Annotated in this window: 29 protein-coding genes; 11 read left to right on the top strand and 18 right to left on the bottom strand. The window is 57.1% G+C overall.

The features are described from left to right. Positions 1 to 12 precede the first annotated feature (12 nt). From IGNI_RS04410 to IGNI_RS04400, 3 genes are read right to left on the bottom strand one after another with little or no spacing between them, the layout of a single operon-like run. On the bottom strand, positions 13 to 1,089 hold the full coding sequence (locus IGNI_RS04410; protein WP_187145941.1) for a DNA primase small subunit domain-containing protein: 1,077 nt from the start codon (positions 1,087 to 1,089) through the stop codon (positions 13 to 15). Beyond that, the gene (gene pcn / locus IGNI_RS04405) at positions 1,058 to 1,795 is read right to left on the bottom strand and encodes a proliferating cell nuclear antigen (pcna) (RefSeq protein WP_012123000.1); all 738 of its coding nucleotides are present in this window, start codon (positions 1,793 to 1,795) and stop codon (positions 1,058 to 1,060) included. Before pcn ends, IGNI_RS04410 begins: the two co-directional genes overlap by 32 nt. Before the next feature lie 42 nt (positions 1,796 to 1,837). Further along, complete coding sequence (locus IGNI_RS04400; protein ID WP_238374122.1) at positions 1,838 to 3,220, bottom strand: aminoacyl--tRNA ligase-related protein; 1,383 nt, start codon at positions 3,218 to 3,220, stop codon at positions 1,838 to 1,840. Positions 3,221 to 3,320: 100 nt separating this feature from the next. Between IGNI_RS04400 and IGNI_RS04395 the strand changes: the two genes are divergently transcribed. The 4 genes from IGNI_RS04395 to IGNI_RS04380 all read left to right on the top strand — a co-directional run bounded on the left by IGNI_RS04395 (position 3,321) and on the right by IGNI_RS04380 (position 6,357). Further along, a complete protein-coding gene (locus IGNI_RS04395) occupies positions 3,321 to 3,662 on the top strand; it encodes a transcription factor S (RefSeq protein WP_012122998.1) in 342 nt (113 codons plus the stop codon). A 141-nt stretch (positions 3,663 to 3,803) separates the two neighbouring features. Then, on the top strand, positions 3,804 to 4,361 hold the full coding sequence (gene thpR / locus IGNI_RS04390) for an RNA 2',3'-cyclic phosphodiesterase (protein WP_012122996.1): 558 nt from the start codon (positions 3,804 to 3,806) through the stop codon (positions 4,359 to 4,361). After that, the gene (gene cca, locus IGNI_RS04385) at positions 4,358 to 5,668 is read left to right on the top strand and encodes a CCA tRNA nucleotidyltransferase (RefSeq protein ID WP_012122995.1); all 1,311 of its coding nucleotides are present in this window, start codon (positions 4,358 to 4,360) and stop codon (positions 5,666 to 5,668) included. The genes thpR and cca overlap by 4 nt, the downstream gene beginning before the upstream one ends. Next, a complete protein-coding gene (locus tag IGNI_RS04380) occupies positions 5,659 to 6,357 on the top strand; it encodes a serine/threonine protein kinase (protein ID WP_012122994.1) in 699 nt (232 codons plus the stop codon). The genes cca and IGNI_RS04380 overlap by 10 nt, the downstream gene beginning before the upstream one ends. Here the strand turns inward: IGNI_RS04380 and IGNI_RS04375 are convergent. Continuing rightward, positions 6,347 to 9,265 carry a hypothetical protein gene (locus IGNI_RS04375; RefSeq protein ID WP_012122993.1) on the bottom strand — a complete coding sequence of 973 codons (2,919 nt, stop codon included), beginning with the start codon at positions 9,263 to 9,265 and terminating at the stop codon, positions 6,347 to 6,349. The genes IGNI_RS04380 and IGNI_RS04375 overlap by 11 nt on opposite strands. 86 nt (positions 9,266 to 9,351) lie before the next feature. Between IGNI_RS04375 and IGNI_RS04370 the strand changes: the two genes are divergently transcribed. Next, positions 9,352 to 9,954, top strand: coding sequence for a helix-turn-helix domain-containing protein (locus tag IGNI_RS04370; RefSeq protein ID WP_052570515.1), 603 nt, complete (start codon positions 9,352 to 9,354; stop codon positions 9,952 to 9,954). Here IGNI_RS04370 and purQ read toward each other — a convergent pair. From purQ to IGNI_RS04355, 3 genes are read right to left on the bottom strand one after another with little or no spacing between them, the layout of a single operon-like run. Beyond that, positions 9,938 to 10,597, bottom strand: coding sequence for a phosphoribosylformylglycinamidine synthase subunit PurQ (gene purQ, locus IGNI_RS04365; RefSeq protein WP_012122991.1), 660 nt, complete (start codon positions 10,595 to 10,597; stop codon positions 9,938 to 9,940). The two genes, IGNI_RS04370 and purQ, sit on opposite strands and share 17 nt — an antisense overlap. Beyond that, a complete protein-coding gene (locus IGNI_RS04360; protein ID WP_012122990.1) occupies positions 10,584 to 10,856 on the bottom strand; it encodes a phosphoribosylformylglycinamidine synthase subunit PurS in 273 nt (90 codons plus the stop codon). The genes purQ and IGNI_RS04360 overlap by 14 nt, the downstream gene beginning before the upstream one ends. Next, positions 10,849 to 11,556 carry a phosphoribosylaminoimidazolesuccinocarboxamide synthase gene (locus tag IGNI_RS04355; RefSeq protein WP_012122989.1) on the bottom strand — a complete coding sequence of 236 codons (708 nt, stop codon included), beginning with the start codon at positions 11,554 to 11,556 and terminating at the stop codon, positions 10,849 to 10,851. Before IGNI_RS04355 ends, IGNI_RS04360 begins: the two co-directional genes overlap by 8 nt. Before the next feature lie 68 nt (positions 11,557 to 11,624). Here IGNI_RS04355 and IGNI_RS04350 point away from each other — a divergent pair, with 68 nt between their 5' ends. Next, positions 11,625 to 12,131, top strand: coding sequence for a hypothetical protein (locus tag IGNI_RS04350; RefSeq protein ID WP_012122988.1), 507 nt, complete (start codon positions 11,625 to 11,627; stop codon positions 12,129 to 12,131). Here the strand turns inward: IGNI_RS04350 and IGNI_RS04345 are convergent. The 3 genes from IGNI_RS04345 to IGNI_RS04335 form a co-directional block, all read right to left on the bottom strand. Beyond that, entirely contained in the window at positions 12,064 to 13,269 is a 1,206-nt protein-coding gene (locus IGNI_RS04345; RefSeq protein WP_012122987.1) for an Nre family DNA repair protein, read from the bottom strand. The two genes, IGNI_RS04350 and IGNI_RS04345, sit on opposite strands and share 68 nt — an antisense overlap. Positions 13,270 to 13,322: 53 nt before the next feature. Beyond that, positions 13,323 to 13,814 (bottom strand): DUF2795 domain-containing protein, encoded by a 492-nt coding sequence (locus IGNI_RS04340; RefSeq protein WP_012122986.1) that lies wholly within the window; start codon positions 13,812 to 13,814, stop codon positions 13,323 to 13,325. A gap of 82 nt (positions 13,815 to 13,896) precedes the next feature. Next, positions 13,897 to 14,856 carry an AsnC family transcriptional regulator gene (locus tag IGNI_RS04335; protein ID WP_187145940.1) on the bottom strand — a complete coding sequence of 320 codons (960 nt, stop codon included), beginning with the start codon at positions 14,854 to 14,856 and terminating at the stop codon, positions 13,897 to 13,899. A gap of 104 nt (positions 14,857 to 14,960) precedes the next feature. On the opposite strand from IGNI_RS04335, the gene IGNI_RS04330 reads away from it, so the two are divergent. The 4 genes from IGNI_RS04330 to IGNI_RS04315 are packed head-to-tail and all read left to right on the top strand — an operon-like array spanning position 14,961 to position 16,721. Next, positions 14,961 to 15,128 carry a 50S ribosomal protein L40e gene (locus IGNI_RS04330; RefSeq protein WP_012122984.1) on the top strand — a complete coding sequence of 56 codons (168 nt, stop codon included), beginning with the start codon at positions 14,961 to 14,963 and terminating at the stop codon, positions 15,126 to 15,128. A gap of 6 nt (positions 15,129 to 15,134) precedes the next feature. After that, entirely contained in the window at positions 15,135 to 15,704 is a 570-nt protein-coding gene (locus IGNI_RS04325; RefSeq protein WP_012122983.1) for a nucleotidyltransferase, read from the top strand. Further along, positions 15,697 to 16,323 carry a translin family protein gene (locus tag IGNI_RS04320; RefSeq protein WP_012122982.1) on the top strand — a complete coding sequence of 209 codons (627 nt, stop codon included), beginning with the start codon at positions 15,697 to 15,699 and terminating at the stop codon, positions 16,321 to 16,323. Before IGNI_RS04325 ends, IGNI_RS04320 begins: the two co-directional genes overlap by 8 nt. Further along, positions 16,323 to 16,721 (top strand): hypothetical protein, encoded by a 399-nt coding sequence (locus tag IGNI_RS04315; RefSeq protein WP_012122981.1) that lies wholly within the window; start codon positions 16,323 to 16,325, stop codon positions 16,719 to 16,721. The genes IGNI_RS04320 and IGNI_RS04315 overlap by 1 nt, the downstream gene beginning before the upstream one ends. 1 nt (position 16,722) lies before the next feature. Here IGNI_RS04315 and IGNI_RS04310 read toward each other — a convergent pair whose 3' ends face one another. From IGNI_RS04310 to IGNI_RS04280, 7 genes are all read right to left on the bottom strand, one after another. Continuing rightward, entirely contained in the window at positions 16,723 to 16,917 is a 195-nt protein-coding gene (locus IGNI_RS04310) for a hypothetical protein (RefSeq protein ID WP_148202241.1), read from the bottom strand. A 5-nt stretch (positions 16,918 to 16,922) separates the two neighbouring features. Continuing rightward, the gene (locus tag IGNI_RS04305) at positions 16,923 to 17,462 is read right to left on the bottom strand and encodes a potassium channel family protein (protein WP_052570132.1); all 540 of its coding nucleotides are present in this window, start codon (positions 17,460 to 17,462) and stop codon (positions 16,923 to 16,925) included. Next, positions 17,434 to 18,111 (bottom strand): creatininase family protein, encoded by a 678-nt coding sequence (locus IGNI_RS04300; RefSeq protein ID WP_012122978.1) that lies wholly within the window; start codon positions 18,109 to 18,111, stop codon positions 17,434 to 17,436. The genes IGNI_RS04305 and IGNI_RS04300 overlap by 29 nt, the downstream gene beginning before the upstream one ends. A 14-nt stretch (positions 18,112 to 18,125) precedes the next feature. Next, a complete protein-coding gene (locus tag IGNI_RS04295; RefSeq protein ID WP_187145939.1) occupies positions 18,126 to 18,830 on the bottom strand; it encodes a CBS domain-containing protein in 705 nt (234 codons plus the stop codon). A gap of 89 nt (positions 18,831 to 18,919) precedes the next feature. Next, positions 18,920 to 19,375, bottom strand: coding sequence for a hypothetical protein (locus tag IGNI_RS04290; protein WP_012122976.1), 456 nt, complete (start codon positions 19,373 to 19,375; stop codon positions 18,920 to 18,922). Between the two features lie 115 nt (positions 19,376 to 19,490). Beyond that, a complete protein-coding gene (locus IGNI_RS04285) occupies positions 19,491 to 20,753 on the bottom strand; it encodes an ArsB/NhaD family transporter (RefSeq protein WP_012122975.1) in 1,263 nt (420 codons plus the stop codon). Between the two features lie 6 nt (positions 20,754 to 20,759). After that, entirely contained in the window at positions 20,760 to 21,053 is a 294-nt protein-coding gene (locus tag IGNI_RS04280; protein ID WP_012122974.1) for a transcriptional regulator, read from the bottom strand. Between the two features lie 93 nt (positions 21,054 to 21,146). On the opposite strand from IGNI_RS04280, the gene IGNI_RS04275 reads away from it, so the two are divergent. Then, positions 21,147 to 21,509, top strand: coding sequence for a hypothetical protein (locus tag IGNI_RS04275; protein ID WP_012122973.1), 363 nt, complete (start codon positions 21,147 to 21,149; stop codon positions 21,507 to 21,509). Here the strand turns inward: IGNI_RS04275 and tes are convergent. Beyond that, positions 21,475 to 23,253 (bottom strand): tetraether lipid synthase Tes, encoded by a 1,779-nt coding sequence (tes, locus tag IGNI_RS04270; RefSeq protein ID WP_012122972.1) that lies wholly within the window; start codon positions 23,251 to 23,253, stop codon positions 21,475 to 21,477. The two genes, IGNI_RS04275 and tes, sit on opposite strands and share 35 nt — an antisense overlap. Positions 23,254 to 23,296 lie beyond the last annotated feature (43 nt).

The raw sequence follows: 23,296 nt of genomic DNA, 5'->3' as shown, positions 1-23,296 counted from the left end.
AGCTCCACCTCGCTAAGGGGCCCTGTCGAAGCGAAGTATTTCAACCAACCCCTTGGCCGCCAGGTAGGCCCCCGCGGGCCCCGGGAGCTCCCCTACCTCCCCCTTCTTCATCGATACGTGCTTACCCAAGACGTCCAGCTTGAAATTGTATCTGGACCTCACCAAGGTCACGTAACTCACAAACGGGCTTAAGCTGAAGTCCCACACAAATTTATCTACTCTCTTTACAACCAACGCCGACTTGCGGTTGACGCTTCCCAGAACCCTTAGCAACCTACTCGTATCGACGGTTACTTGTTTATCAACGTCTATTTTGGCCGAAGAGAGGGCGCGTTCGAAGAGGGCCTCTGGGTCGTCCACCTCCCCCCAGAGCCTAACGCGTTCTGGGAGGAGCTTCGAGAGGGCCTCGCCCAACCTCCCCCTCCACCCGGGCTCGTCCGGCTTGGGAACGAAGCAATTTTCCTTTAGACAGAACTTTTCTTTAATTAAGAGGTCGCCCACTATAAAGTCTACTACCTCCCTCCTTAAGGTTTGGTCCGCGGCGTCGTACTGGGTGTCGCGCGCGACTACGTGGAAACCTCTGTTCCCCGAGAAGTGTAGCTCCACCTTTTCCCTCTCTACCCCGAAGTACTTCTCGAGGACGTCGATAAGCTTCGTCGCCCGCTCGAAGCCGAAGTATAAACACTCCTTGGGCAAGAGAGGGAGGGGGTCGCCGGCGCAGTCCGCCGAGGAGGGCACGACCGTTTCTCCGCAGACCTTGTAAGCCGGACCGCACCCGGGCGCGTGGTCCACGTCTATGTCGAACTGTAGGTCCGCCCTCAGCCACCCCTTAGCTTCCATGCTGGGGGCCGCCGGGTCCCGGTAGCTAGCGGTGGAAACGTAAACGTCCAGCCCACGCTTCTTGAGGACTATAGACCTCAGCTCCTCCACGTCCGAAGCGCTCATGTGTCTTACCATCCCGCCGTCGACTGTTTGGACCGCCACCTCCCTCTGGCTTAAGTCCTCCGGCACCTCAAACCTAGCTTCCTTGTAATAGTCGAGTATCATTAAGTGCAGCTTATTCGACACGCGGCGCGAGTAAGTAGACAAGCTTGCCCCCCTCTCCTATCTCGAAGGTTGCGCGGAGGGGCATGTCGTTGCCTATCTCCAGCGCGACCTTGTCCGCCACTTGGGACACCGAGCTCACGTACGTCAAGTACTCGAGGCCGTAGGAGGACTTAACGCTCTCCGGCACTTGGTAGTCCAAGAGTACGCCGGAGTCCTCCGAGATTATCACTTCCGCGTAGCCCAAGTCGCTGGTCGCCTCAACCCTTAAGGTTCCCGGCTCCAAGTTAAAGGTCACTGTGTCGGCTATGGGTTCGAGGTCCTTTACCAGCTCTCTGTAAGAGTCGGAGGTTATCTCGACCCTAGCGGGGAGCTCGAGGTCCACCTCGGGCAACTCTTCCTCGTACACCTCCAACTGAGGTAGGGTGAACTTCCTCAAGCCGTGGCCCTCGAAGATTATAGAATAGCTGTTCTCCCCCACTTCTATGCTTAACTTGTCCTCCTTCGTCGCCCTCCTCATAACTTTGGCCAAGTCCTCCATATTAATACCGAAGCTGACGTCGCTCTCAACCTCAAATACCTCGAAGCTGGAGGACGGTATCATGAAGTCTATTAGCACCACTTTAGACTCGTCCATAGTTTTTATCCTGAAGCCCTCCTCGTTCACATGGGCTACAGTTTCTTTGACTACTTTAGAAACCCCGGAGATCACGTACTTCCATACTCTGGCGTCGAAGAAGGTGAGCTTCAACCAATTCGCCCCGGGGGCGTTCCGAAGAGAGGTAAGAAAGAGTTACACCATGTAGGAGGGGTCCGCGGGCACCCTCACCGGCGCCCCGGCCAGCTCCACCACTCCCCTCTCCATCTCCTCTATGACCTTGAGGACCTCGTCAGCCTTCAACTTCATTTGCTCCCTCCTCCTCTTGTTGTGGTCGTAGGGCCTGGCGACCACCGCGCTCTCCTCGGCCTCCCTCCCGCCTATGTACAAGATCAGAGGCGGCTTCACGGTCGACTCCACCTTCCTCACGTCCCTCGACAAGTGCGTCTTGGTGCTAGTTAAGCTTGCAACCCTTATCTCGTTTTCTTTTAAAGAGTTCACAACTTTCGAGCTGAGCTCCTTTATCTTTTTGTCAACCTCCTCGTTACCCGTAGTTATCTCGATTACCAAAACCTGTAAGGGAGCCAGCGAGAAGGGCAACCTCCCCTTAAACATCTCCAAGTATATGCCCAAGAACCTCTCGAGAGAGCCCAACAGAGCCCTGTGAATCATGTACAAGTTCGCGTCAAGGCCGTGCGTCTCTTTAATCAGTTCGTGTAGTTTAAAGCGCTTTGGGAGGTTGAAGTCGAACTGCGCAGTGCCTATCTGCCACTCCTTCCCTCCCTCTTCGTAGACCACCACGTCGAGCTTGGGGCCGTAGAAGGCCGCCTCGCCCTCTTCGGCGAAGAATTCTATTCCGTACTTCCTCTTCACTTCCTCAGCCACTTTGAACAGCTTCTCTTCGGCGAACTCCCACATCTCTGGTTCTCCCATGAACTCCTCGCCTATCTTACTCTTATCCGAAAGGCTTAGCCTTAGCTTCACTGTCTCCGAGGTAACCGGTATGTAGAAGAGTTTCTCGTACACGTCCTTCATCATTTCGAAAACTTCCATTAGAGATGCCTCGACGTGCTCCTCGGGAGAGAACAAGTGGGCGTCGTCTTGGGTGAAGGCCCTTACCCTCAACAGCCCCCTCAAGGCCCCCGCTATCTCGTAGCGGTGCACAGTCCCGGTCTCGAATATCTTGAACGGTAGTTTTACCTTAGATGAGTACTTCTGCAACAAGTTCATGAATATGAGGACGTGAAAGGGACAATTCATAGGCTTTATTGCGTATTCGTCGCCCTCTATGTTCAACAAGAACATGTTTTCCTTATAGAACTTCAAGTGACCCGTGAGCTCGTAGAGGGTAGTCCTAGCTATTATAGGAGTCTCGACGACGTAGTAACCCTTCCTCGCGTGGTACTTGTGCAACACGTGCTTCAGCGCGGTCCTCAAGACCCCTCCGCCGACGCTGAACAGCGGGTTCCCCGCGCCCACGTAGTAGCCGTACTCCGCGCCCAAGTTGGGGACCGGCGTGGTGGGCTTGACGGCTATGTCAAGCTCGACGGCGTAGTCCATGTGATCCTTCTGATTCACGCTCAAGCCCCCGCACGAGGGCGTCGGAGCGCTATTCAAGCTGCGTCGCTGTTTAAGCAATAAACCTCTGAGCGTCGTTCCGCAGCCGGTGGTCGAGAAGTTGAGGTTCTGCCCTAAGTGCGGCTCGCTGATGGTGGCCAGGAGGGTGGGCGGCAAGACTATATTGAAATGTATGAGGTGTGGCTACGAGATGGAGGTTACCGGGGCGCAGAGCACCTTAAGGACTGCAAAGAAGATAAGGCACAGTGTAAAGGAGAAGACAGTTGTAATTGACAACAATATAAAAGTTGAGACCCTCCCGAAGACCAGAGACGTCATATGCCCCAAGTGCGGCCACGACGAGGCGTACTACTGGTTCGTACAGACGAGGGCCGGAGACGAGCCGCCCACGAGGTTCTACAAGTGCACGAGGTGCGGGCACGTATGGAGAGAGTACGAGTGATCGAGAAGGTGTTGTTGAAGGCGATGGAAGAGGTGGAGGGGGCCTACCTGAGGTCCCCTCCCCACTGGAGCGGGAGGCTGAACGCCTTCAGGGCGCTACAGCTCTTACGCTCGGCCCTAGACCTCCTGGGGGAGCTGAAGCGTGCTGAGGGCCTTCATAGCGGTGGACATAGAGGGGGAATTGAGCGAGAAGCTAGCCAGGCTCGCGGAGTCCTTAAAGAGCACGGGAGCTGACGTGAAGCTCGTAGAAAAGGAGAACTTCCACATCACTATAAGGTTCTTGGGCAACGTACCCGAGGAGAGCATAGATGTAATAGAAAAGATAATGAGAGACGCAGTAAGAGAGGTTAAGCCGCACAAGCTCAAGCTCAGGGGAGTTGGGGCCTTCCCCAGCCCCGAGAGGCCGAGGGTCGTGTGGGTCGGGGTTGAGGGAGATGAGGAGCTGAGGAAGATATTCGAAAGGATAGAAAGGGAGCTGAGGAGGTTGGGCTTTAAGCCCGAGACCAAAGGCTTTACCGCCCACGTGACCTTAGCTAGGGTTAGGAGCGGGAGGGGTAGGGAAGCTCTGGTGAAGTGGATTAACGACATGAAGGACGTAGAGCTAGGAGAGCTCGAGGTAAAGAGCATAAGGCTGAAGAAGAGTACCTTGACGCCTAGGGGACCAATTTACGAGACGTTGAGAGAGGTAGAGCTGGCTTGACCCCCTCCCGCTCCGAAGTAGAGAGGGAGGTCCTCGAGGAGCTTAGGCCTACGCGAGAGGAGGTGAGGCTGAGGGACGAGCTGTTCGTTAAAACGAAAAGCGTCCTCGAGGACGTCTTGAAGAAGAGGGGCTTGGAGGGCGAGGTGACCCTACAAGGGAGCGCGAGGAAGGGGACTTGGCTCAGGGGCTCCTTGGAGCTGGACGTCTTCGTTTTGTTCCCGCCCAAGGACAAGGAGTGGATAAAGGAGGTCGCCTTCCCGGCCCTCTTGGAAGCGGCCAGAGCGCTGGGCGAGCCCGAGGTGAGGTTCGCCGAGCACCCCTACGTGAGGACGGTCATCAAAGGAGTCCCGGTAGAGATAGTGCCAGCTTTTAAGGTAAGGAGCGCCAGCGAGGCAATAACCGCCGTGGACCGAACCCCGTTCCACACGGAGTGGTTCCTCCAACAAGTGAGGGCCTTGGGGGACTGGATAAGGGACGAGGTGAGGCTGCTCAAGGCCTTTATGAAGGGGATAGGAGTCTACGGAGCGGAGATAGCTGTTCAAGGGTTCTCCGGCTTCTTGTGCGAGGTGCTCGCGACGTACTACAAGGGCTTCAGAGGGGTCATAGAGGCGGCGGCGCGGGAGTGGAGGCCCCCTACGGTGCTCGAGACCTCGCTGCCTAAGGAAGAGGCCTTGAAGAGGTTCGAAGGCCCGTTGGTGGTGCCGGACCCCACGGACCCCAAGCGCAACGCCGCGGCGGCCGTAAGCTTGAACGCTTACTCGACTTTCATAATAGCCTCCAAGCTCTACTCGGTCAAGCCCTCGAAGAAGTTCTTCTTCCCCCCTAAGCCCGCCCCCGCGAGGCCCGTCTTGCCGACGTACGTGGTGGAGGTCCCCGCGCTCCGCGCCCCTCCGGAGACCGTCTGGGGGGAGCTGAGGAGAGTGGCCAAGTCCTTGGTAAAGAACTTGAGGTCGCTCGGGTTCGAAGTAACTAGGTTCGCGCTGTGGAGCGACGGGAGCGCAGCGAAGATCGCGCTCGAGTTCTTGCAAGACTCCTTGCCCGAGTGGGAGGTAGCAAAGGGGCCGCCGGCTTGGAGCCCCCACGCTTTGAGGTTCCTCCGAGACAAGGAGTCTTGGTGGGTGGACGAGGGGAGGTTATTCGCGAGGAGGAAGAGGAAGTACACCGAAGCTAAGAGCGCAATAGCCGACATATTGAAGAAGTTGAAGGCAAAAAGCTTAATCCTCGAGAACAGTAAAATAGAAAGGGTTGAGCTCGCAGAAGAGAGGTGGCTGGCGGAGTTCGTCTCGGGGAGGCCGCCTTGGTCTTGAAGGTTCGTCCCAAAGAGGCGCCCCTCTGCTTTCCCAAGGGGGAGTGTGAGCTGGGAGAGGTCTTAGAGGAGAGGGGCGTCGAGTGGGTTTACAACTTCGGGCCCAGGGACCTCATGGGGTTCAAGGTTCTGGGCGCCGGCTTCAGGGGGGTGGTGTTCCTAGCCGAGTGGAAGGGGAGGAAGGTAGCCTTGAAAGTGAGGAGGACCGACGTGAACGTTGACATGACTAGGGAGGCGGAGCTCCAGAGGTACGCGTGGCCCATAGCGCCGAAGGTGTTCGACTACGACAGAGACTTCATAATAATGGAGTACGTGCCCCTCCCCAGCATAGAAAATGTCCTCGACGCCTTGGACGTCGAAGAGCTAAGGGAAGTTGTCCTCAAGGTGCTGAGCGCCGGCAGAGAGCTCGACAAGAAGGGAATAGACCACGGGGAGCTGACGAGGCCTTGGAAGCACGTGTTAGTTGGGGACGAGGTCAAGATAATTGACTACGGCAGCGCCTCTAAGGCCCGGCGCCCCTCGAACGTGACGTCATTGGTGTCCGGACTGTTGTTGAAGCCTTCCCCGCCAGCCTCGCTCATTTCGGAGAAGCTCGGAATAAACAAAACCTTACTGTTGGAAGCCGTGAGGAAGTACAAGAGGAGGATGGACGAGGAAAGCTTCCAGAACTTGGTAAGCCTCATCCTGTAGAGAAGTACTTCAAGAGTACCATAGTAGCTGTTACGAGGCCCAGCAAGAAGCTCAACGACGCCACCGCGTAGGCCGCCGCGTATAACGGAGTGGAGGGCTCCACAGAGTTCATCACTCCCAAGGCCAGTAACATGCCAGCGCTCAAGCTCAGGATCCCCGGGAGCTCGCCCACCGGGTTCCACCTCTCCGTGACGTTCGCCAAGCTCAACGCTACCGAGGGCGCGGTCACGGTGGCGTTCCTCTCGACCCGCTCCTCGGGCCTTACGTACAAGTACACCGTACCCCCCGCAGAGGCCCTCAAAGACTGCCCGCCCAACTTCACCTCGAGCGCGGGTTTGTCGTAGACGAGTATCAAGGAACCCTTGACCTCCAATTTCTTCCCGTCCACGGTCACGTTCGCGTTGGCTAACCTCTCGAAGTAGCCCCTCTTTTCCAATACAACTATCTTGTACACGTAACACGTCCCGTCGCCCGGCTGGGCCGCTATGCTTGAGATCACTTGTTCGTTGTTGAGCGCTGTGAGCAAGGGCGGCAGCGCCACCTCGCACGACCTGTCCTTTTCGATCACCAGCATCTTCATCGTAGCGTTTAAGGCGTCTGGGGGCAAGAGTACGGTCGCCTTCTCCCGCACGGGGTATGTCAACGTCAAGTTGTTCAGGCGGAACTCCACCAGGCCCTCGGCCGGCTTCCAATTCTCGTACAGCTCCACCGATACCGGGACCGTCAGCTCCGTGGAGGTCTGGGGCGGCAGCCTGAGCACGAGCGTCCCTCCGTTGGCGAGGGCCTTCACCACCTTGCCGTCGAGCTCTAAGGTCACCACTTCGGTGGGCACGACGAACGTCGCGCTGCCGTTCACTATAACCTTCTCCCCGTTGACTGTCAGCGGGACAGTAACCTCTTCCCCGCCCCTCTCCACCACTACCCTCAAGCTGTAGTAGTTAACGTTCATAGTCTTGTTTATTATAGCATATATCGGAGTGACCTTCTCCCCCGCGGCCAACGGGGGCAAGGTAGTGTTGGCCAACGCCCCCTCGGGGGTAGTCACGCTGAAGGTAAGCTTCTGGGAGGCCCACTGACGGGGTATCATCACGTAAGCCGTGCCGTTGACGTAGTAGCTCAAGCTCGCGGTCCCGTTGCTCAAGGTCACCAGTCCCTCCTGGATACCCCTTAGGATCACCTTCACCGGGGTGTCCAAGTCGCCCAACGGAACTTTGACCGTCCGCCTCCCTCCGCCCTCGGGCTTCAAGCTAACTTCCTTTATACCTTCTGGTATAATGACTTCTAAGCTGTTTCCGTTCGAGTCCACGGCCTTAAGGAGGACGTAGGCGTACTTCGGCTTGACGAATGTGAACGTGCTGTTGTTTACCAGCGCCCACGTGAGACCTCCGTCACAGCTCACGCTTATCGGAGGTCTCATAGTCGTGTTTATCTTGATGCTCTCGCCGGAGAGCGCATAGGGGCTGGGGCACAAGTAGACCCACTCGCCGGAGGAGGCCCTCAACGGGGCCTCGTACCTACCTACCTTTAGCTTGACCTCCTCGCCGCAAGGCAAGACTACGGTAGTCGGGGTCCTCGTGACTTGCAGGCTGAAGACCGCTTGGCCCGCTTGGACCTCTACCTCAACCGGCGAGGGGGAGACCAGCTTGACCAAGCAACCCTTGGAGGGGGGCGCCGGCGGGAACGAAAGCGCAACCTCCTCCGCGCTAGGAGGTATTATCAGCGAGGTCGTGGTCCCCTTGAGCGCGGACACGGCTTGTAAGGCCACTTGGCGGGGCGGCAGCAGAGCATAACATTTGGCGTCACAGTAGACCGCCCTCTTGCCTACTACCACCTCGAAGGGCTCGGTCGAATTTATCCTCACCAGCCTCAACGCGCCCGGCTCGGGCACTACGACCACGTTCTTATTGGCGACCTCTGTTAGGTTCAATATTGCAATGGAGTCGTTAACCTTTAGGGCGGCCAAACCGTTACAAGGGGTCGGCACGGCCACATATGAGAAGGGGACGGCCCTTACCTTAACGTCGTAGGACGGAGACCTCAGAACTATTGAGTAAGTCCCCTTAGCTAGGACCGCAACGTTCAAGGCGCAAGCGGCCTTGACCCGCCCCCTCTCGGCGCCGCCCAAGGTCAAGCTGAAGTTGCCCGCGGGGAGGGTCACCCTGTCCCTAGGGGGGACGAAGTAGTAGAAGTAGCTCCCTCCCTCCTTCTCTAAACCTAAGAAGTACCTCACGATGGGCAGTTTGAAGAAGACCGTGTTACCCGATATCACGGGCTCCACCAAAGGCTCCGAAGTCAAGGATATGACGCCCGCCCCTCCGGGCCACCGCGCTAGCGCGTAAGGCGAGGGCGCCCCCGCGGGCCCGGAGGCCCCTTCGAGGCGCAAGTAGGCCTTGTCGCCGGAGAGGGCCGCGCTTACCCGCTCCTCCGGTCCGCCCCCGAGGGCCTTTGCGCGGTAGAGCGATAAGCCCTTGAGCTCCTTTCCCGCAACCACGGCTGTGACTTCCGAGGCCTCGCTCGCGTAGGCGACCCCAGTTAGGTCGCTCCCGACCCTCAAGTCGAGGACTCTAAACTTCAACAGTGACATCGATATAATGTCCTTCACGGAGTTCAACAGACACTCGGAGACCACGAGCAGAGGGGCCTTGAGCGCTAGGTCGCACCCGTTCAAGTACGAAACTATAGTCGCCTTAGCGGCCCTCGACGCCTCGGCGCTCCCCGCGTCCACCGCAACGCTCACGTTTCTCAAGGACATGGATATCGGGTCGTAATCAGCGCTTAAGGAGACCTTGAGGTAGGGCAGCTGAAGGTTCGCCGCCGCTTCAGGGTTCTCGTAAGTCAGGGTCAAATTAATCGGCCACGCGGCCACTAGCGTTATAAGGGCGATTAGCGCCAACGGGCTTCTGCTCATTCCCTATAGCCCCTACGCGCTGCGAGACCCAAGCTAGTAAAGGTTGAACTCCTCTACGAAGACCGGTGGAGGACGGTTTGAGCGAGATGAGCGCCTACGTTAGGACTAGGGAGGACGGGACCGTAGAGATAGACCTAAGCCACGTGCCCTTGAGGCCGACCAGCAAGAAGGAGATAATGGAGTTGGAGACCGCCTTGATAATAGGTACTATCTACAGGCCCGATGTGATTCAACTGATACTCGACCCCGTAGAAAGGGCCACGTGGGTGGACAGCTTGGCCGTCGCCGCGGCCGCCTTGGCTAGGTACAAGGCGGGTTACACCATACCACAGATAGCGGAAGAGCTGGGGAGGAGCGAAAGTACCATAAGGAACCACCTAAAGGGTAAGACCAAGGCTGGGAAGCTCGTCCTCGAGACTTACGAGATGCTGGCGAGAGGGGAGCTCAAGCTAGTGATACCGATCAAAGGCGTGATAATTCCAGAAGAAAGGATCAAGGAGCTAGAAGAGAGAATAAAGGAACTCGAAAAGGAGAACGCGGAGCTGAGGGAAAAGGTGAGCCAGCTGAGCTCCGCGGAGGAAGTGGAGAAGCTGAAGGCCCGCTTGGAGGAGCTCCAAAAGGAGCTGGAGGAGAAGGAGAAACTGATATCGAAGCTGAGGGAGTTGTTGTGTCCTACCAACCGTGCTTGAGCGCCCTCCTCAAGCTGGTCCATACCTTGCTCCCTCCCGGCCCCCTACCGGGGGGCGCCAACACCTCCTCAGCCGCCCTCTCCGGGTGAGGCATTAAGCCCACCACGTTCTTGAGCTCGGGGGAGTGAAGGCCCGCCACGTCCCACATGCTCCCGTTCGGATTCTCGACGTACTTAAAGACCACGTTGTTGGGCTCGCTCTCCGAGAAGTACCTCCCCTCAGCGTGCGCCACGGGCATATCCACTACTTCTCCGGGCTCGTAGTCCAAGGTCCAAGGGGTCTTGTTATCCACAACCATAACTTTTACCCACTTGCACACGAACCTGTTGTTTAGGTTGTGCAGGAGCGCTCCGTTTCCCATCAGTCCCCTTTCCATAAGCATTTGGAACCCGTTGCAGATCCCCAAAACCGGCTTGCCCTCCTCGGCCGCTTCCACCACCTGATCCATGGCCGAGGTCACGGAAGCTATCGCCCCGGCCCGCAGCCTGTCAGCGTAACTGAAGCCGCCCGCCAAGACCACCGCGTCCCACTCGCTCTGCTTGAACTCCTTGTACCACACGACCTCCCCCCTCATCCCGTACAAGTTGACCACGTGCTTGACGTCCTCGTCCCCGTTGGTCCCCGGGAACTTAAGCACGGCCACCTTGATAGGGCCTCACCTCCATCTCGTGGACCACGGGGTTGAAGATCCTCATCTCTTTACAGAGCTTCTCCACCTTTTGCAAGGCCTCCCTCTCGTCTTCGGCCAGCACAGTAAACAAGAGCCACTTCCCCGACCTGACCTCTTTTATCGAGTCCGCGAGGGAACTCCTACTAACCAGTTCGTTTTTTATGGTCTCGCCCTCCGGGTCCCTAGCGACCCTCTTGTTCCGAATTATGACCTCGACTAAGTATTCATTCAACGCCCAACGCCTCCCTCAGAGCCTCTAACAGCTCTACGTACTTCTTCAACACTTCTTCGCCGCTGGCGCCTTGGCGGAACAAGTCCTTGTCGTAAGCCTCGCCGCCCTTGTGGGCCCTAAAGGAGTCGGGACTCAACTCGTCTATTAATACGACCCTTCCGTCCTCCGTTATTCCGTACTCCACCTTGAAGTCTATCAACTTGAACCCAGCCTTCTCGAAGAGCTCTGTGAGGAGCTCGTTAACCTTCAATGTGGTTTCCCTGATAGTCTTCATTACGTCCTTGGAAACTATCCCGGCCGCTACGGGGTCGTCCTCTGCGAGCAAGGGGTCGTGGAGCTCGTCGCTCTTGTAATGGACCTCGAATACCGGCGTGAGCAACCTCTGTCCCTTCTCTAGGATCGGGAGCCTCTTCAGCAAGCTACCGTAGGCGTAGTTCCTTACGATGAACTCTAACGGAAGAGGCTTGGTTTTTATAGCAACTATCTCGTCTTCGTTCCTGCTCAAGAAGTGAGTCTTAACGCCGTGCTGTTCTAAGTACTTCATCAACAGCTCGGTGAACTCTGCGTTTACCTTTCCCTTACCTTTTACCTCTTCTACCTTCTTGCCGTCGAATGCGGTGAAAACGTCCTTGAATTTGAGCAGCACCTTATCATCCATATCGTACACTTTCTTTGTCTTTCCCTCGTAGATCAGCTTCAAGAGAGTTCCCAGAGCGGCTCTAGGTAGACGCTAATTAAGGTCTGCTCACGACTACGAACGTGATGGGAATGACCGCGCGGTGCACGGACTTCGAAGCGACGGTCGCCAAGAGCGGCGACGCCGCCTACTTAATACTGACGTGTACCAGCAACTCTAAGAAGAAAGTCTACAAGTGCTTCGAAGTAGTAGTGAGCGGGGACAGCTTAAGCGTGGGCGGCGTCGCCTCCCTAACATTCATCGACAAGATAGACATGGACATAGTTTTAAAAAGCTTACAAGCGTTCGGCAACTGGCTGGCGAAGAGGCTGAACGAGGGGAGGAGCAGGGTAGGGTACATAGAGGAGATGATAGCGAAGTTCGTGGCATATTCGTTGTGTAAGGAGAGGGGGAGAATAGTAGAATGTTTGAAGCAGTGCAAGCTAGTCACGCGCAAGGGTCCCATAGGGTGGAAGGCCGTTTATCAAATGTTCGTCAACACCAAAGACATGCCCAAGCAAGTGGAGGAGCCTAAGTTCTGGGCCGGCGAGCTGCCGGAAGAGTGTACTCGCTCAAGCTCCTCTGCCTCAAGCTCTTAAACATGACGACCTTCTCGTCTTGTAAGCGTTCTAGGGCCTCCTTCAAGCTCATGTCGCCCGAGTCCAACGCCTTCAAGGTAGCCATGTAGCTCCCCTCGCGCACTTGCCACGCCCCTAAGGGGAGGTAGTAGTCCGGAGTTACCCTCCTTATGACCAACGCTGTGGCGCTCACCCCCCTCTCCTTCAAGGCTTTGAGTACTCCGACCTTGAGCGCGTGGAAGCCCCCGTCGTCAGGGTCCAGCGCCTTGGACCTCGCGGTGGGCCCCTCGTAGTTGTATATCGTAACCTCCTTCGGCGTCCACAAGCTCCTAGGCTCCCAAACTTCTACCATCTCGACTATTGGAGGTCCGGGAACGAGCAAGACCTTGTAGACGTTGCCGTAGTGCGAGTAGACGCCTACCTTCGGGCCCCCCACCCACGGGAGACCCTTCATGTCCTCCTTTATCGCCTTAGCTACTGCTACATCAACCGCCGTGATGGCCCAACGCGTAGGGACGAGCCTCTTCTTCACCCCGAACATGCCCACGCTGAACGCCTTCTGAATCAAGTATATGCTCCTCCCCTTTCTGAAAAGCTCCTTCACCGCCTCTTCGGCCTTCAACCCCTCAGAGCTCCTCCTCTCCAGCAGAGGGTCTACCTTGGGGTTGTCAATTACCTTTATCTCCTCTGCTCTCACAGAGGCCCCCACGGGGGCTAAGATGCCGTCCAAGGACGGCGGGAGCGGCCTACCGAGGGCCTTGGCCTCGGCGTCCACGGGCCTCTCCGATACTGCCCCCCAGAGCAAGTCCCCCTTGAGCAATTCCTCCGGCCTCCTCGCGTCAAATTTCTTAAATGGGAAGATCATTTCCATGCGTAGCTTAGCGACCGCCTCTAGGTCGAAGCCCCCTCGCGCCCAGAGCTCCGGCGAGTCCCTCACCGTAGGGTCTCCATAAGGGGAAATCCCCAAGGAGACCGGGACTTTGGGGTAGCCCGCCTCCCCCACGAGGGGGGAAGGAGGGGTAGGACCCTCGGGCCTCCTGCTGTCCCAGCCGGCGGAGTAGAAGCTGCGCACCCTTTCTAGGATGGGGCACCTCCTCGCCCCGCAGAGCCTCCGGTAGCCCTTACAACGGGCGCAGACCTCGGGAGGTACCCTCTTCAAGTCGCCCTTTGCCTAGGAGGGGTGACCGCTGAGGGAAAATAAAAAAGGAGAGGTTAGGCTTGAGGGAGCTCCACCTCCTCCCTCGCGTAGCCCATCTCTTCCAGCTTCTTGGCTGTAACCGCTATCTCGTGCAACAGCTCCGCGGGGGTCTCGAAGGTGTCCTTCTCTATGTGGTCCAATATCACCTCGATGGGTATGCCCCTCCAAGTGACTCCCTTGAGCCTCTCCTTCAACTGCTCCTTGGTTACGGGGAAGTCTACGCCCTTGAGCTTCTTGAGCACCAGAGCGGCCCAGCTTATGCCCCTGTGGGTTACCAAGCCCTTCTCTTCCTCTACCTTCCTAGCCGCCTCCGCCAAGTAGTGGAGGACCTCTGCGGGGGTCTCGAAGGTGTCCTTCTCTATCTTGTCCAGCAGCTCCTCGATCGGTATACCCCTCCAGTACATCCCCTTGAGCCTCTCCTTCAACTGCTCCTTGGTTACGGGGAAGTCTACGCCCTTCAGCCTCCTCAAGACTTCCGCCGCCCAGCTTATCCCTCTGGCCGGCATGCCTCTCTCCTCGTTCTTCTCTTAGAACTGTGGGCCTTATTAATCAGAGAGAAAGCGTAATACTTTGCTACATCTCGTTCGGTTAGCGAGCCACTCCCGGCTTCAAGTTCTCCAAACTGTATAACTTTCTATAGTCATATGGGTCGAACTTCTCGATTACTCTCGAAGCCACATCCTCCACCAGCTCTTTCTTAGTGGCGTGTAACACGAAGTAGACTGGGTAGGGCCACCTCTCGTCCACTACCCTAGCCACTACGTGGGAGGCCTCCGGGACCTCTTCCGCTATTCTCCTACAGACCTCCACGTCGTCGTCAACTTTCATAACTATCATTGAATTGTACTTGAAGCCTATCTTGTCGCCGTCTACACTGGCCCCCGGGTTCCTCAGCACCCCCTCCCTCAACAACAGCTTAACTTTCTCGACCACCTCCTCTTCAGACATCCCGTACTTCTTCGCCACCTCCGCGTAAGGCCTCTCCACGGGCTTCAGCCTAGAGACGTCCTTCGGGAACTCCTCGGGCAGCCCCAAGTCCTCGGGCTTGGGAACCTCGTCCTTCTGGGGGGAGTAGGGGCTCCAAGCGATGCCCCTTATCGGGTCGTACCTAACGCTCACCTTGCATACCTTCTTGCTGGGCAGAACGACATAGTCGTTCAAACCCAAAGGCTCCAAGATGTTCTTGACCTCTTCCTTTAAGACTTCCATATTCTTGGCCTTTATTGTGAACCATACTTGGTAGTCTGGGTCGTCCCTTAGGTAGTTGTGGGTCACCTCCGGGTTATTCATCAATATGGCCTTCAACGCCTCTACGTCCTTCCTCCCCCTCACCTTCACCCCAACCAAGGCCGCTACCTTACCCATTGATTTATAGTTAACCGTGAACCCTATCCTCTTTATTATCTTATTATCCATCAATTCCTTAGTTCTCTCCAACACGCGCTCTTGAGATATCCCGAGGGCTCGGGCCACCTCCTCGAAGGGGGTGGGCGTCAAGGGGAAGTTGTACTGTAACTCGTACAGCAGCCTCTTATCCAACTCGCTCAACAAAGCCGCGTGCCCAAGGGGGAATTCGGAGGTCCGGGTTAATGATGGGCGACGTTGGAGAAAATATAACTTTGCCCGAGCGCGCGTGTGCGGGGTGAACGGAAGTGCCCGTAACTGACCCCGAATTGGTAGCGATCGTGCAAAAGAGGGTGCTCAAGAAGTACGTGTGTAGGAAGTGCGGCGCCCTTAACCCGTGGGGAGCGACGAAGTGTAGGAGGTGCAAGAGCACCAACCTCAGGCCGAAGCACTACGAGCTCGGAGGCAAGAGGTAATGCGGTTTGACGTTCACCCTAGATGATCTAATATACGTAATGAAGAAGTTACAGGAGGCCGGGCTGGACGCGGTAATAATAGGCGGGACCTCCGTCGAGTTGGAAGCCAGAAACAAGAAGTTCAGCGGCGACTTGGACCTCTTCCCCACAAACCACTACGCGCTCGTGGAGGAGGACTTCTTCCGAACCATCGCGGACGAGGAGGGCTGGGAGTACGGCCACACGGGGTTGGGCACCCCCAAGATGGTCGCCAAGGGGCCCAAGAACGAGGTCGAAATAGAGTTCTACGACAACATCATGGACTTCTACGTACCGGATGAGATATTGAACGAGGCTAAGACCGTGGAAATCAAAGGCGTGAAGATAAAGAAGGTCTCGCCGGAGGACTACGTGGTCTTAAAGTCTAGGAGCGAGGACCCGGAGGCCATAAGCATTATAAGGGGGGTCAAGGCGTTGGCCGACAGCGGCAAGATAACCTTAAACGTGAGGAAGATAAAGGAAAGGTTGGAATTGTTCCCCGAGACGGATGTGCCGTTAATGAAGAAGAGGTTAAAGGAGGCCGGGATAGATGTCTGAGAAGAGCTTCCAACCCCTAACTAAAGAGTACGCCGAGAGGCTGGCGAAGCTGCTCGACGAGTACGACGAGATGAAGGACGAGCTCCACGACCTCTCCAGACAGATCATAAAGGACAGCAAGCTCTGCATTTACGCCATAAGGAGGGGCGAGCTGGAGAGGGCCGAACGTCTGGTAAAAGAAATGAACGAGTTGAGGGAGAAGCTCAAAGGGCTGCTTAAGGCCAACTTGAGGTTAGCGACCATAAACATAGCCTTAACGGCCGAGCAAGAGTACGTAGAGGCCCTCAGCATATACTTGTTTGAAAAGGAGAGGAGGTTCCCGACGCTGGAGGAGGCGGACACCACGGTCCAAGAGTACGTGGCCGGGATAATGGATGCCGCCGGCGAGCTCTTGAGGATGGCCGTTGATAAGATGCTCAAGGGCGACCTCGAGTACCCGAAGGAGGTCAAAGATGCCATAGAGAACATCTACGTGTTCATGCTATATGTAAACCCCAGGGATTACGAATTGAGGAGGAAGATAGACTACGTAAGCAACATACTGAACAAACTTCAAGAATTCATATTTTATAAAGAAGTGATGGGCTCCGTGAGGACAGAAACCGGTGCTGAGAAGTGATGAGCCGTGTGAGGCCCGAGGCCCCGAGCTTCCGCGAGCTCGCTAGGTGCTTGGGGGCGGAGCCCAAGGTCAAGCTCCTCCGCAAGGGCAGTTCTCTGTGCGCCGGGTACTCGGGCTGTTCCTTCTATGTAGAGAGGAAGAACGCGGTGACCCCGGGAGGGGTCAAGCTCTTGGCCCGGTGGGCCAAAAGAGGGGTAGTCAAGGCGCCGGACGAGAGGAGGGCCATGTTATTCCTCTACGGGAAAGACCTATTCGAATTCGAATTGGTCGAACCCCCGTGCGAGAGGGGCTACGTCCTAGTTTACTGGGACGACGTCTTGCTGGGCTTAGGCATGATTAAGAAAGGCATAGTGCTCAACTTGTTAGACTTCGGGGAGTTCTTGAGGAGGGGGTACTGAGCTACCAACACCAAACCAGAGCCTTCTCGTGCACGACCTCGTCCGGGTCCGGGGCCTCCCTCGCGTCCACCACCTTCCCCCCGAAGGCCCTCGCTAGGGCCTCCGCGACCCCGTCGCGCTCGTTAAAGTAATAGAGCACGAAGCAGCCGGTAGCTACCGTGGGGCCCAAGGGCCCCTTGTTCCAACACCTCTGCACCAACCCTAACCCACCACGAAGTAGACCACTATGTCGCCGGGCTTCAAGTTTGTGCTGGGCGGCATCCAACGCCCCCTGCTGAGCACAGCTATCGGTATCCCCTTCTCGCCGGCCAGCGTGAAGGCGTCACACCCCTCGGAGTTGAGGCATTCCTTCGAGGCCACCTTGAGTTCTCCCTTCATTGCGTTCAGCAAGAGCAAGCCCGCGTAGGGGTATGTGGCGATGGAGGCCGCTATCCTGGCCACCGCGTTTACCGGGAGGACCACGTCCGCGCCCAAGCGCTCCAGTATCACCCTGACGTTTGGGTCGTCCGCGAGGGCGATTATCCTAGGGGCTTGGCAGTCGTTCTCCAGCGCCAAGGAGTAAACGTCCAACACGCTCTGTATGACGTCCTCGTCGCCCCCACAGCTTATGACCGCTTGATAAAAGCAGACGTCCTCGTCCTCCTCAACCCTTGGGGCCCTCTTGACCTCGTAGCCTCCCTTTTCCATGGTCTCCGATATCACCGAGCACTCCTCACCTTCCCCCACCACTAAGATCCTCAAGGCCCCTCACCAGCCCCCTCAGCGCCTCGGCGACCTCCTCGATTATCCGGAGCCCTTCCTCCTTCCGCGCCTCTGAGACCGACTCAGGGGAGCAGCCGTACTCCCCCGAGTGCCAAGGTATTAAGACCCCCTTCTTCATAGGGGGGCTCTTGTACCTCTTCGACTTACGCACGACCACGCTGTATCCTAAGGCCAACGCTAGGGAGGCCTCCGCCCTACAGAGCTTCTGGAAGTCGTCGTACCCCAAAGATTCTATTACTCCCCAGACGTCCAACAGGGCAGTCCTAACTCCCCTCTTGTAAGCCTCCATCGTCACCGCCTCCATCACCGGCGCCGCCCCCTTGTGGGCGACCACGAAGATCACCGGAACGGAGAACAAGTTGTACAGCTGCGACGTTACTTCCAGTAAGAACGCGGAGAGCGTGGGGAGGGGCACGGTCACGGAGAACGGGTGCTCGGGGCTGAAGGAGTAGTTTATGGACGGCGCCACGACCGCCTCCTCACACTTACACGCCACCGCCTCAGCTATCTTGGTGTCCAAGCCCAAGGGCAGCGGGCCGTGGTCCTCCAAGCTGCCGACGGGCACCAAGACGGCCTTAGCTAACTTCTTGACCTCGGAGGCAGAAACGTCGGCAAGTTTTATGCACAAGGGGTTTCACCCCGTCATATCAGTAAGGAAAGCGCGCCCCTGGCGCTCGCCACGCCCACGTAGCGCCTCTCCGCCACCACGGGCAGCACTTCGCTCTTGAGCTCAATCATCTCCTTGATTAGGTCCGATACCTTAGTTTCCGGGGTAGGGTAGGTGGGCAAGGGCTCCGCCAAGTCGCCGGCCGCCCTCTCAAGCGGGGCGCTCTCCCCCATCTCCAGCTGACTTAATGTGCTCTCCAGGGTTAGGAACCTCAGGAACTTCAGCGGGGTAATTATGCCGAACGGCTTCTTCTGCCCCACCACCGCGTGGCCCCTCAGCGGGTAGATTAGGGAGGCCCTCAGGGCCCTCAAGAAGTCCCAAAGGGGATTTATCAAGGGCGGCCTCTTGTCTATTATCTCGGAGACCTTGTGGCCCTCGAGCTCCTTCTCTCGCTCCACTAACACGTAGAGGGAGTCCAACAGGGAGCCTCCCTTCCCCGCCACCGCGCTCACGTCCTTCCCGAGCATAGCCTTGACCGCCTCCTCGGACCCCTCTACTATGGGGACTTCGTAGGCCAGCTCGGACGCGTCGGCCCTAAAGACCTCTATCACGTCTATCGGCGTGTCTGCCATGGCCACGGCCCTCAGTATCTGGACGGCGTCTATCATGGTCAGTGGGGCCCCTTCTAACAGCGCGTAGGGAGAGTTGTTGAGGACCATGCTCTTGGCGGCGTCCAACACGGAAGTGCCCCGAGCCAGAGGGCCTACGGTGTTCTGCGACAACAAAGGGATCTGCCCTTCCGGGCATGGGACGTGGGGAATAAAGAGCTCTAGGCGAGCTCCCTCCTTATGGACTCTAATATCAAGTTGGCGAAAGTGCTCACCGCAGCCCTCGCCCTGCTCTCCTTGTTCCCGATCTCCGCGAAGGCCCAGTAGACGTCTTGGGGGTCGGCCCCGAACTGGTCGGCTATCATGGCTATCATGTCGATTACGTCGACGCTTAACAAGTCCATCAGCGTCTCCTTCAAGTGTCCGTCCGGCATGTTGAGCACCTCCAATAGGGCCTCCGCCCTCTGGAGGGCCTCCTCCAACGGGGCCTCGCCCACCGCGGCCACCAGCTGGTCGAAGGTGGCCTCCACCGGGAGTTCCAAGGGCTTAGCCCCTGCCTTGGCGATCATCCTCAGAAGGTCGGATTCGGCCTCCCTCAAGTACTCTTCCTCGGGAAAGCCCAAGCTGAAGAGGAGCGTGCTAACGGAGGCCTTGCGAACGGGTCCTAACGTCTCCACCTCAAGTCCCCGGTACTTCGTTAGTATCGCCGACCCGAGTAATTAAAGCGGTTGGAAGGGTGTCACGGATCCGCCGTACTCCCGCCGGTCACCGCTTCCCTTCGATAATCCCTCGTCATCTCCACAAGGCGTAGTAGAGGGCCAGCGCGGAGCCCAGCGCCCAAGCGGTGTAGTAAGCGCCGTATTTAAGGAAGTCCCTAAACCTCACCGAGTACCCCTCTTCCTCTAGCAAGTGAACCGCCGTTATGTTGGTCGAGCTCCCGAAGTAAGTTATGTTCCCACCGAGGGTTGCTCCTATCAAGAGGGCTAACAGCAGCTTGAAGTAGTATATGCCGCAGTGGGAGGATATTTTAGAAATTATGGGGAACATCGCCATTAAGTAGGGAACGTTGTCTACCACGGCTGAGACAGCAACCGACGCCGCGACTATCAAGGCCGTCAGCTTGTAGTAGTCGCAAGAGGCGAGCTTGGTGAAGGACTCAGCTACCAACCTCATGGTCCCGCTGTCTTGCAGCGCCCCCACCAGTACGAACATCCCGGCCAAGAAGGCTAGCAGCTTCCACTCGATAGACTTAATAGCGAACTTTACGTCTCTAGTGTATAGTAATATTATCGAGGCCCCTATGAATGCCGGTAAGCTCAGACCTATGCCCAACTGCTTTCTGAGCGCCAGTAGCAATATCTTGATTGCTAAAGCAGTTAAGCTGACGTAAGCTAGCTTCTTGTCCCTTATCGACCTCTTCTCCTTGGATTCGCTCGGTAAATTAAACTTCCCCTTTACGAACGTATAAGTGAAGGCAGTGGTGGAGGCAATCAAGGCTGTCAAGACCATCCAGAATATGGAAGGCTTGCCCGCGTGGAAGAGGAAGTCCCCGAAGTCCAAGTTGAAGTAACCGGCGGCCAGCGCGCTCTGGGGGTCGCCCACGAGCAGCGCGGCTCCGCCCAAGTTGGAGGCGAAGGCCGCCGCGAGCAGCATCGGGACGGCGTCTACCTTCAACGCGCGCGCTACGCTGAACACCATGGGGGCGAGCATGATTAACGTCGTCACGTTCTCTATAAAGAGCGAAACCACTCCGGAGACCATAGCCAAGGACCAAGTGAGCCTCCTCAAGTCGCCCTTGCTCCACCTCAAGGACCTCTGGGCCAACTCGTCCATCAAGCCCGACTCGGTCAAGTAAGCGGAAATTACACAAGCCCCGGCTATCAAGCCCAGCACGTCTAGGTTCAAGTGCTCCGGGAGGCGGGAGGGTTCGACGAGCCCCGCCGCTAGGGCCAAGGCCGCTCCGGCTAGGGCCGCCCAAGGGCGCTTGGACTCGGGCAAGAAGATCATGACAGTTACCACTCCCGCGAAGAGCGCTCCGGCCGCCAGCTCCCTCAACGCCCCTCACCTTATCACGAACCTAGGAGGCTCTATCCACTGGCTCTTACAGCGCGGGCACTTAGAGGGCCTCTTTATCTGGGCGTCCTTAAAGACGAAGCCGCACTTCTTACAGTAGGCGGGCTGCACGTAGAGCCTCATGCCCCTCCTCTTGACGGTCTTAGCTACGTGCTTCAGCTCTTCGTAAACCAGCTTCTCGTCCTTTATGCCGAGTTCGAACGCAATTTCCTTGGCGCTCAGCGGCTCCTCCGTCTCCGAGAGGAGCTTTATCATCCTCTCCCGGAGGGTCTCCCACTCCAAACGCGTTGCCCCCGCGCCCTCGCGGTAACATTCAAATGATACTTTCCTCGCCGCTCCCTCACTCCGAAGGCCCTACTCCCGAAGGGAAGTCCGGTGGAGTACGTAGAGCTGGACCAGGGGGAGCTCAAGGAGCTGCTTGACCAATACTTGAAGGAACTGTACGAATACAACGAGAAGCTCCCGGAGAACGTCAGGTTAAAGGCGTTCCACTACGTAAAGAGCAAGGGAAGGGTGTACGTATACGTCGGCAAGTACTTTTACAAGTACGAGAGGGACGGAACGAAGCTCCGGTGGAAGTACTTGGGCACTCAGCCCCCGGAGGGGTGTCCCCCTCCGCCCCCCAACCCCTTGGACGGTCTGGTATTCCAAATAAGAAGGGGGAAGGTTTACATTAGGAAGGACTTGTACGAAAAGTACTTCGCTAAGAGGCGCGCGAAGAGCGTATCTTCTCCATGAACGGCGCGTAGGTCCTCTTGTACTCCTCGCCGGCCTCCAACAGCTTCACGTTCCTTATGTACTTCCGGAAGACGTCCGGGCCCAGCCTCTTCTTGGCTTCCTCCAAGCTCATGCTGTTCTCTTTGATTATATAGTCCCTGTACAGGTCGTTGAGGACGTTGTAAGCGCAGAACGGTATCACCCTCCCGTCCGGAGAGGAGTAGTGGATATTGCACCTCATGACCCTCTGGACGTCGTAGTTGTAGAGGTCCATGAAGTGCATAGTTCCGATGTACAGAAGCTTGTAGTGGAGCTCCCCCAGCGCCTCGTAGTTCCTCTTTACTATTATCTGGTACAAGAGCTTCCAGAAGTCGAAGCCCTCGGGGGCCTTCTCTTGATCTATGAACTTCCTCAAGTTGTACAGTATTTTCATAGCTACTTTCATCTTAGTTAAGGTGCTGCCCCCCTCCAGCTCCTCCGCCTTCTCCTCCAAGTACTCCGCCAGCCCCTCCACGTCCACGAACCTCGGCAAGGGGACGTAGCTAACCTCCGTGCCCTTGCGCTCTACGTAGACGTAGGTGGCCGCCCCACACATGGGGTGGTTGGTCATCTCGAAGTGGGGGGTGTCGTGGGAGAACCTCTCCATGAACTTGGAGAAGGCCACGGTTATGGGTACCGGGTACCAGTCGTCGGCAGTTATTTGTCCTCCAGTCTGCTCCTCTAAGGCCTTTATCAAGTCGGGTATGGTCACCCTGGCCTTGTCCCTCTCTTTCCTGGGCATGAGTCCGGTCAAGGACACGGGCTGGAAGTTGACGCCCCTAACTATGTCCATATTTAATGCTGCGAACTTTACTATGTCCCCAACTTCATGTAAGTTCCAATTCTTTATCACTGTTGGAACTAGCACAACCGAAGTCATTCCGCCCTCCCTAAACGCCGCGAAGGTATAGGGGACCTCCCAGTGGTTCTTGGGGTTGGTCTGGGGGGTGACGCCGTCGAACGACAAGTAGACCGTGTTAACGCCTATCTGACCGTCCACGTACCTCAGCGACCTTACGTATTCCACGGCGGCCCTCGGGTCCTTTAGGTAAAGCTCGGCGAAGCGGATGCCGTGGGTGTTGAGCTGTATGTGCCTCACCCCCAACCTGCGGAGGAGCCTAACTATCTCCGGCAAGTCGCTCCTCATGGTAGGCTCTCCGCCGGTCAGCTGGACCGCCAAGGGCACGCCTTGGCGCATGGCTTGCTTAACCATAAACTCTATCTGCTCCAAGGTGGGTTCGTACACGTAGCCGGCCTTCTCAGCGTAGAAGAAGCAGTACCAACAAGTTAGGTCGCAGCGGTTGGTGACCACTAGGTTGAGCAGGGCGGTGTGGCTCTTGTGCATGGGACAGAGGCCGCAGCTGAAGGGGCACGGGGCGGTGAGCTTGGTGTAGGCCGTTGTCCCCTTCCCGTCCTCTTCCCACTTCTCAAACTTCTTGTAGAGCTTAGCGTCGCCGAAGTATATCTCCTCTATCTCCCCGTGCTCCGGGCAGACCCTCCTTATGTAGACCTTCCCGTCGCGCTCGAACACCACCGCCGGGAGGAGCCTGTAGCACTCGGGGCAGAGGCTGTTTGTCACCTTCAGCAGCTTCTCCCCCTCTTTGAGCTTGGGGAGGGGACCGCCCACCTTTACGGTGCGGTTCGCTATCTTTATCGTGTCGCCTTCGTAGCGGGAAGGTTCGAGTAAGCGAAAGCTCTGCGCTTTCCGCGCGCTCAGGGCGGACATCTCGTGCCTCCAAAAGCCAGTGCGCGAACGTTAATTAATAATA

Source organism: Ignicoccus hospitalis KIN4/I (genome assembly GCF_000017945.1).
Taxonomy (GTDB): Archaea; Thermoproteota; Thermoprotei_A; order Sulfolobales; family Ignicoccaceae; genus Ignicoccus; species Ignicoccus hospitalis.
This window is presented reverse-complemented; position numbering and strand designations above follow the sequence as displayed.

What these genes read in the sequence shown, in the direction of transcription:
- IGNI_RS04375 (WP_012122993.1), bottom strand. Translation starts at nt 9,265, where the DNA reads ATGAGCAGAAGCCCGTTGGCGCTAATCGCCCTTATAACGCTAGTGGCC.
- IGNI_RS04370 (WP_052570515.1), top strand. Translation starts at nt 9,352, where the DNA reads ATGAGCGCCTACGTTAGGACTAGGGAGGACGGGACCGTAGAGATAGAC.
- IGNI_RS04350 (WP_012122988.1), top strand. Translation starts at nt 11,625, where the DNA reads ATGACCGCGCGGTGCACGGACTTCGAAGCGACGGTCGCCAAGAGCGGC.
- IGNI_RS04340 (WP_012122986.1), bottom strand. Translation starts at nt 13,814, where the DNA reads ATGCCGGCCAGAGGGATAAGCTGGGCGGCGGAAGTCTTGAGGAGGCTG.
- IGNI_RS04320 (WP_012122982.1), top strand. Translation starts at nt 15,697, where the DNA reads ATGTCTGAGAAGAGCTTCCAACCCCTAACTAAAGAGTACGCCGAGAGG.
- IGNI_RS04315 (WP_012122981.1), top strand. Translation starts at nt 16,323, where the DNA reads ATGAGCCGTGTGAGGCCCGAGGCCCCGAGCTTCCGCGAGCTCGCTAGG.
- tes (WP_012122972.1), bottom strand. Translation starts at nt 23,253, where the DNA reads ATGTCCGCCCTGAGCGCGCGGAAAGCGCAGAGCTTTCGCTTACTCGAA.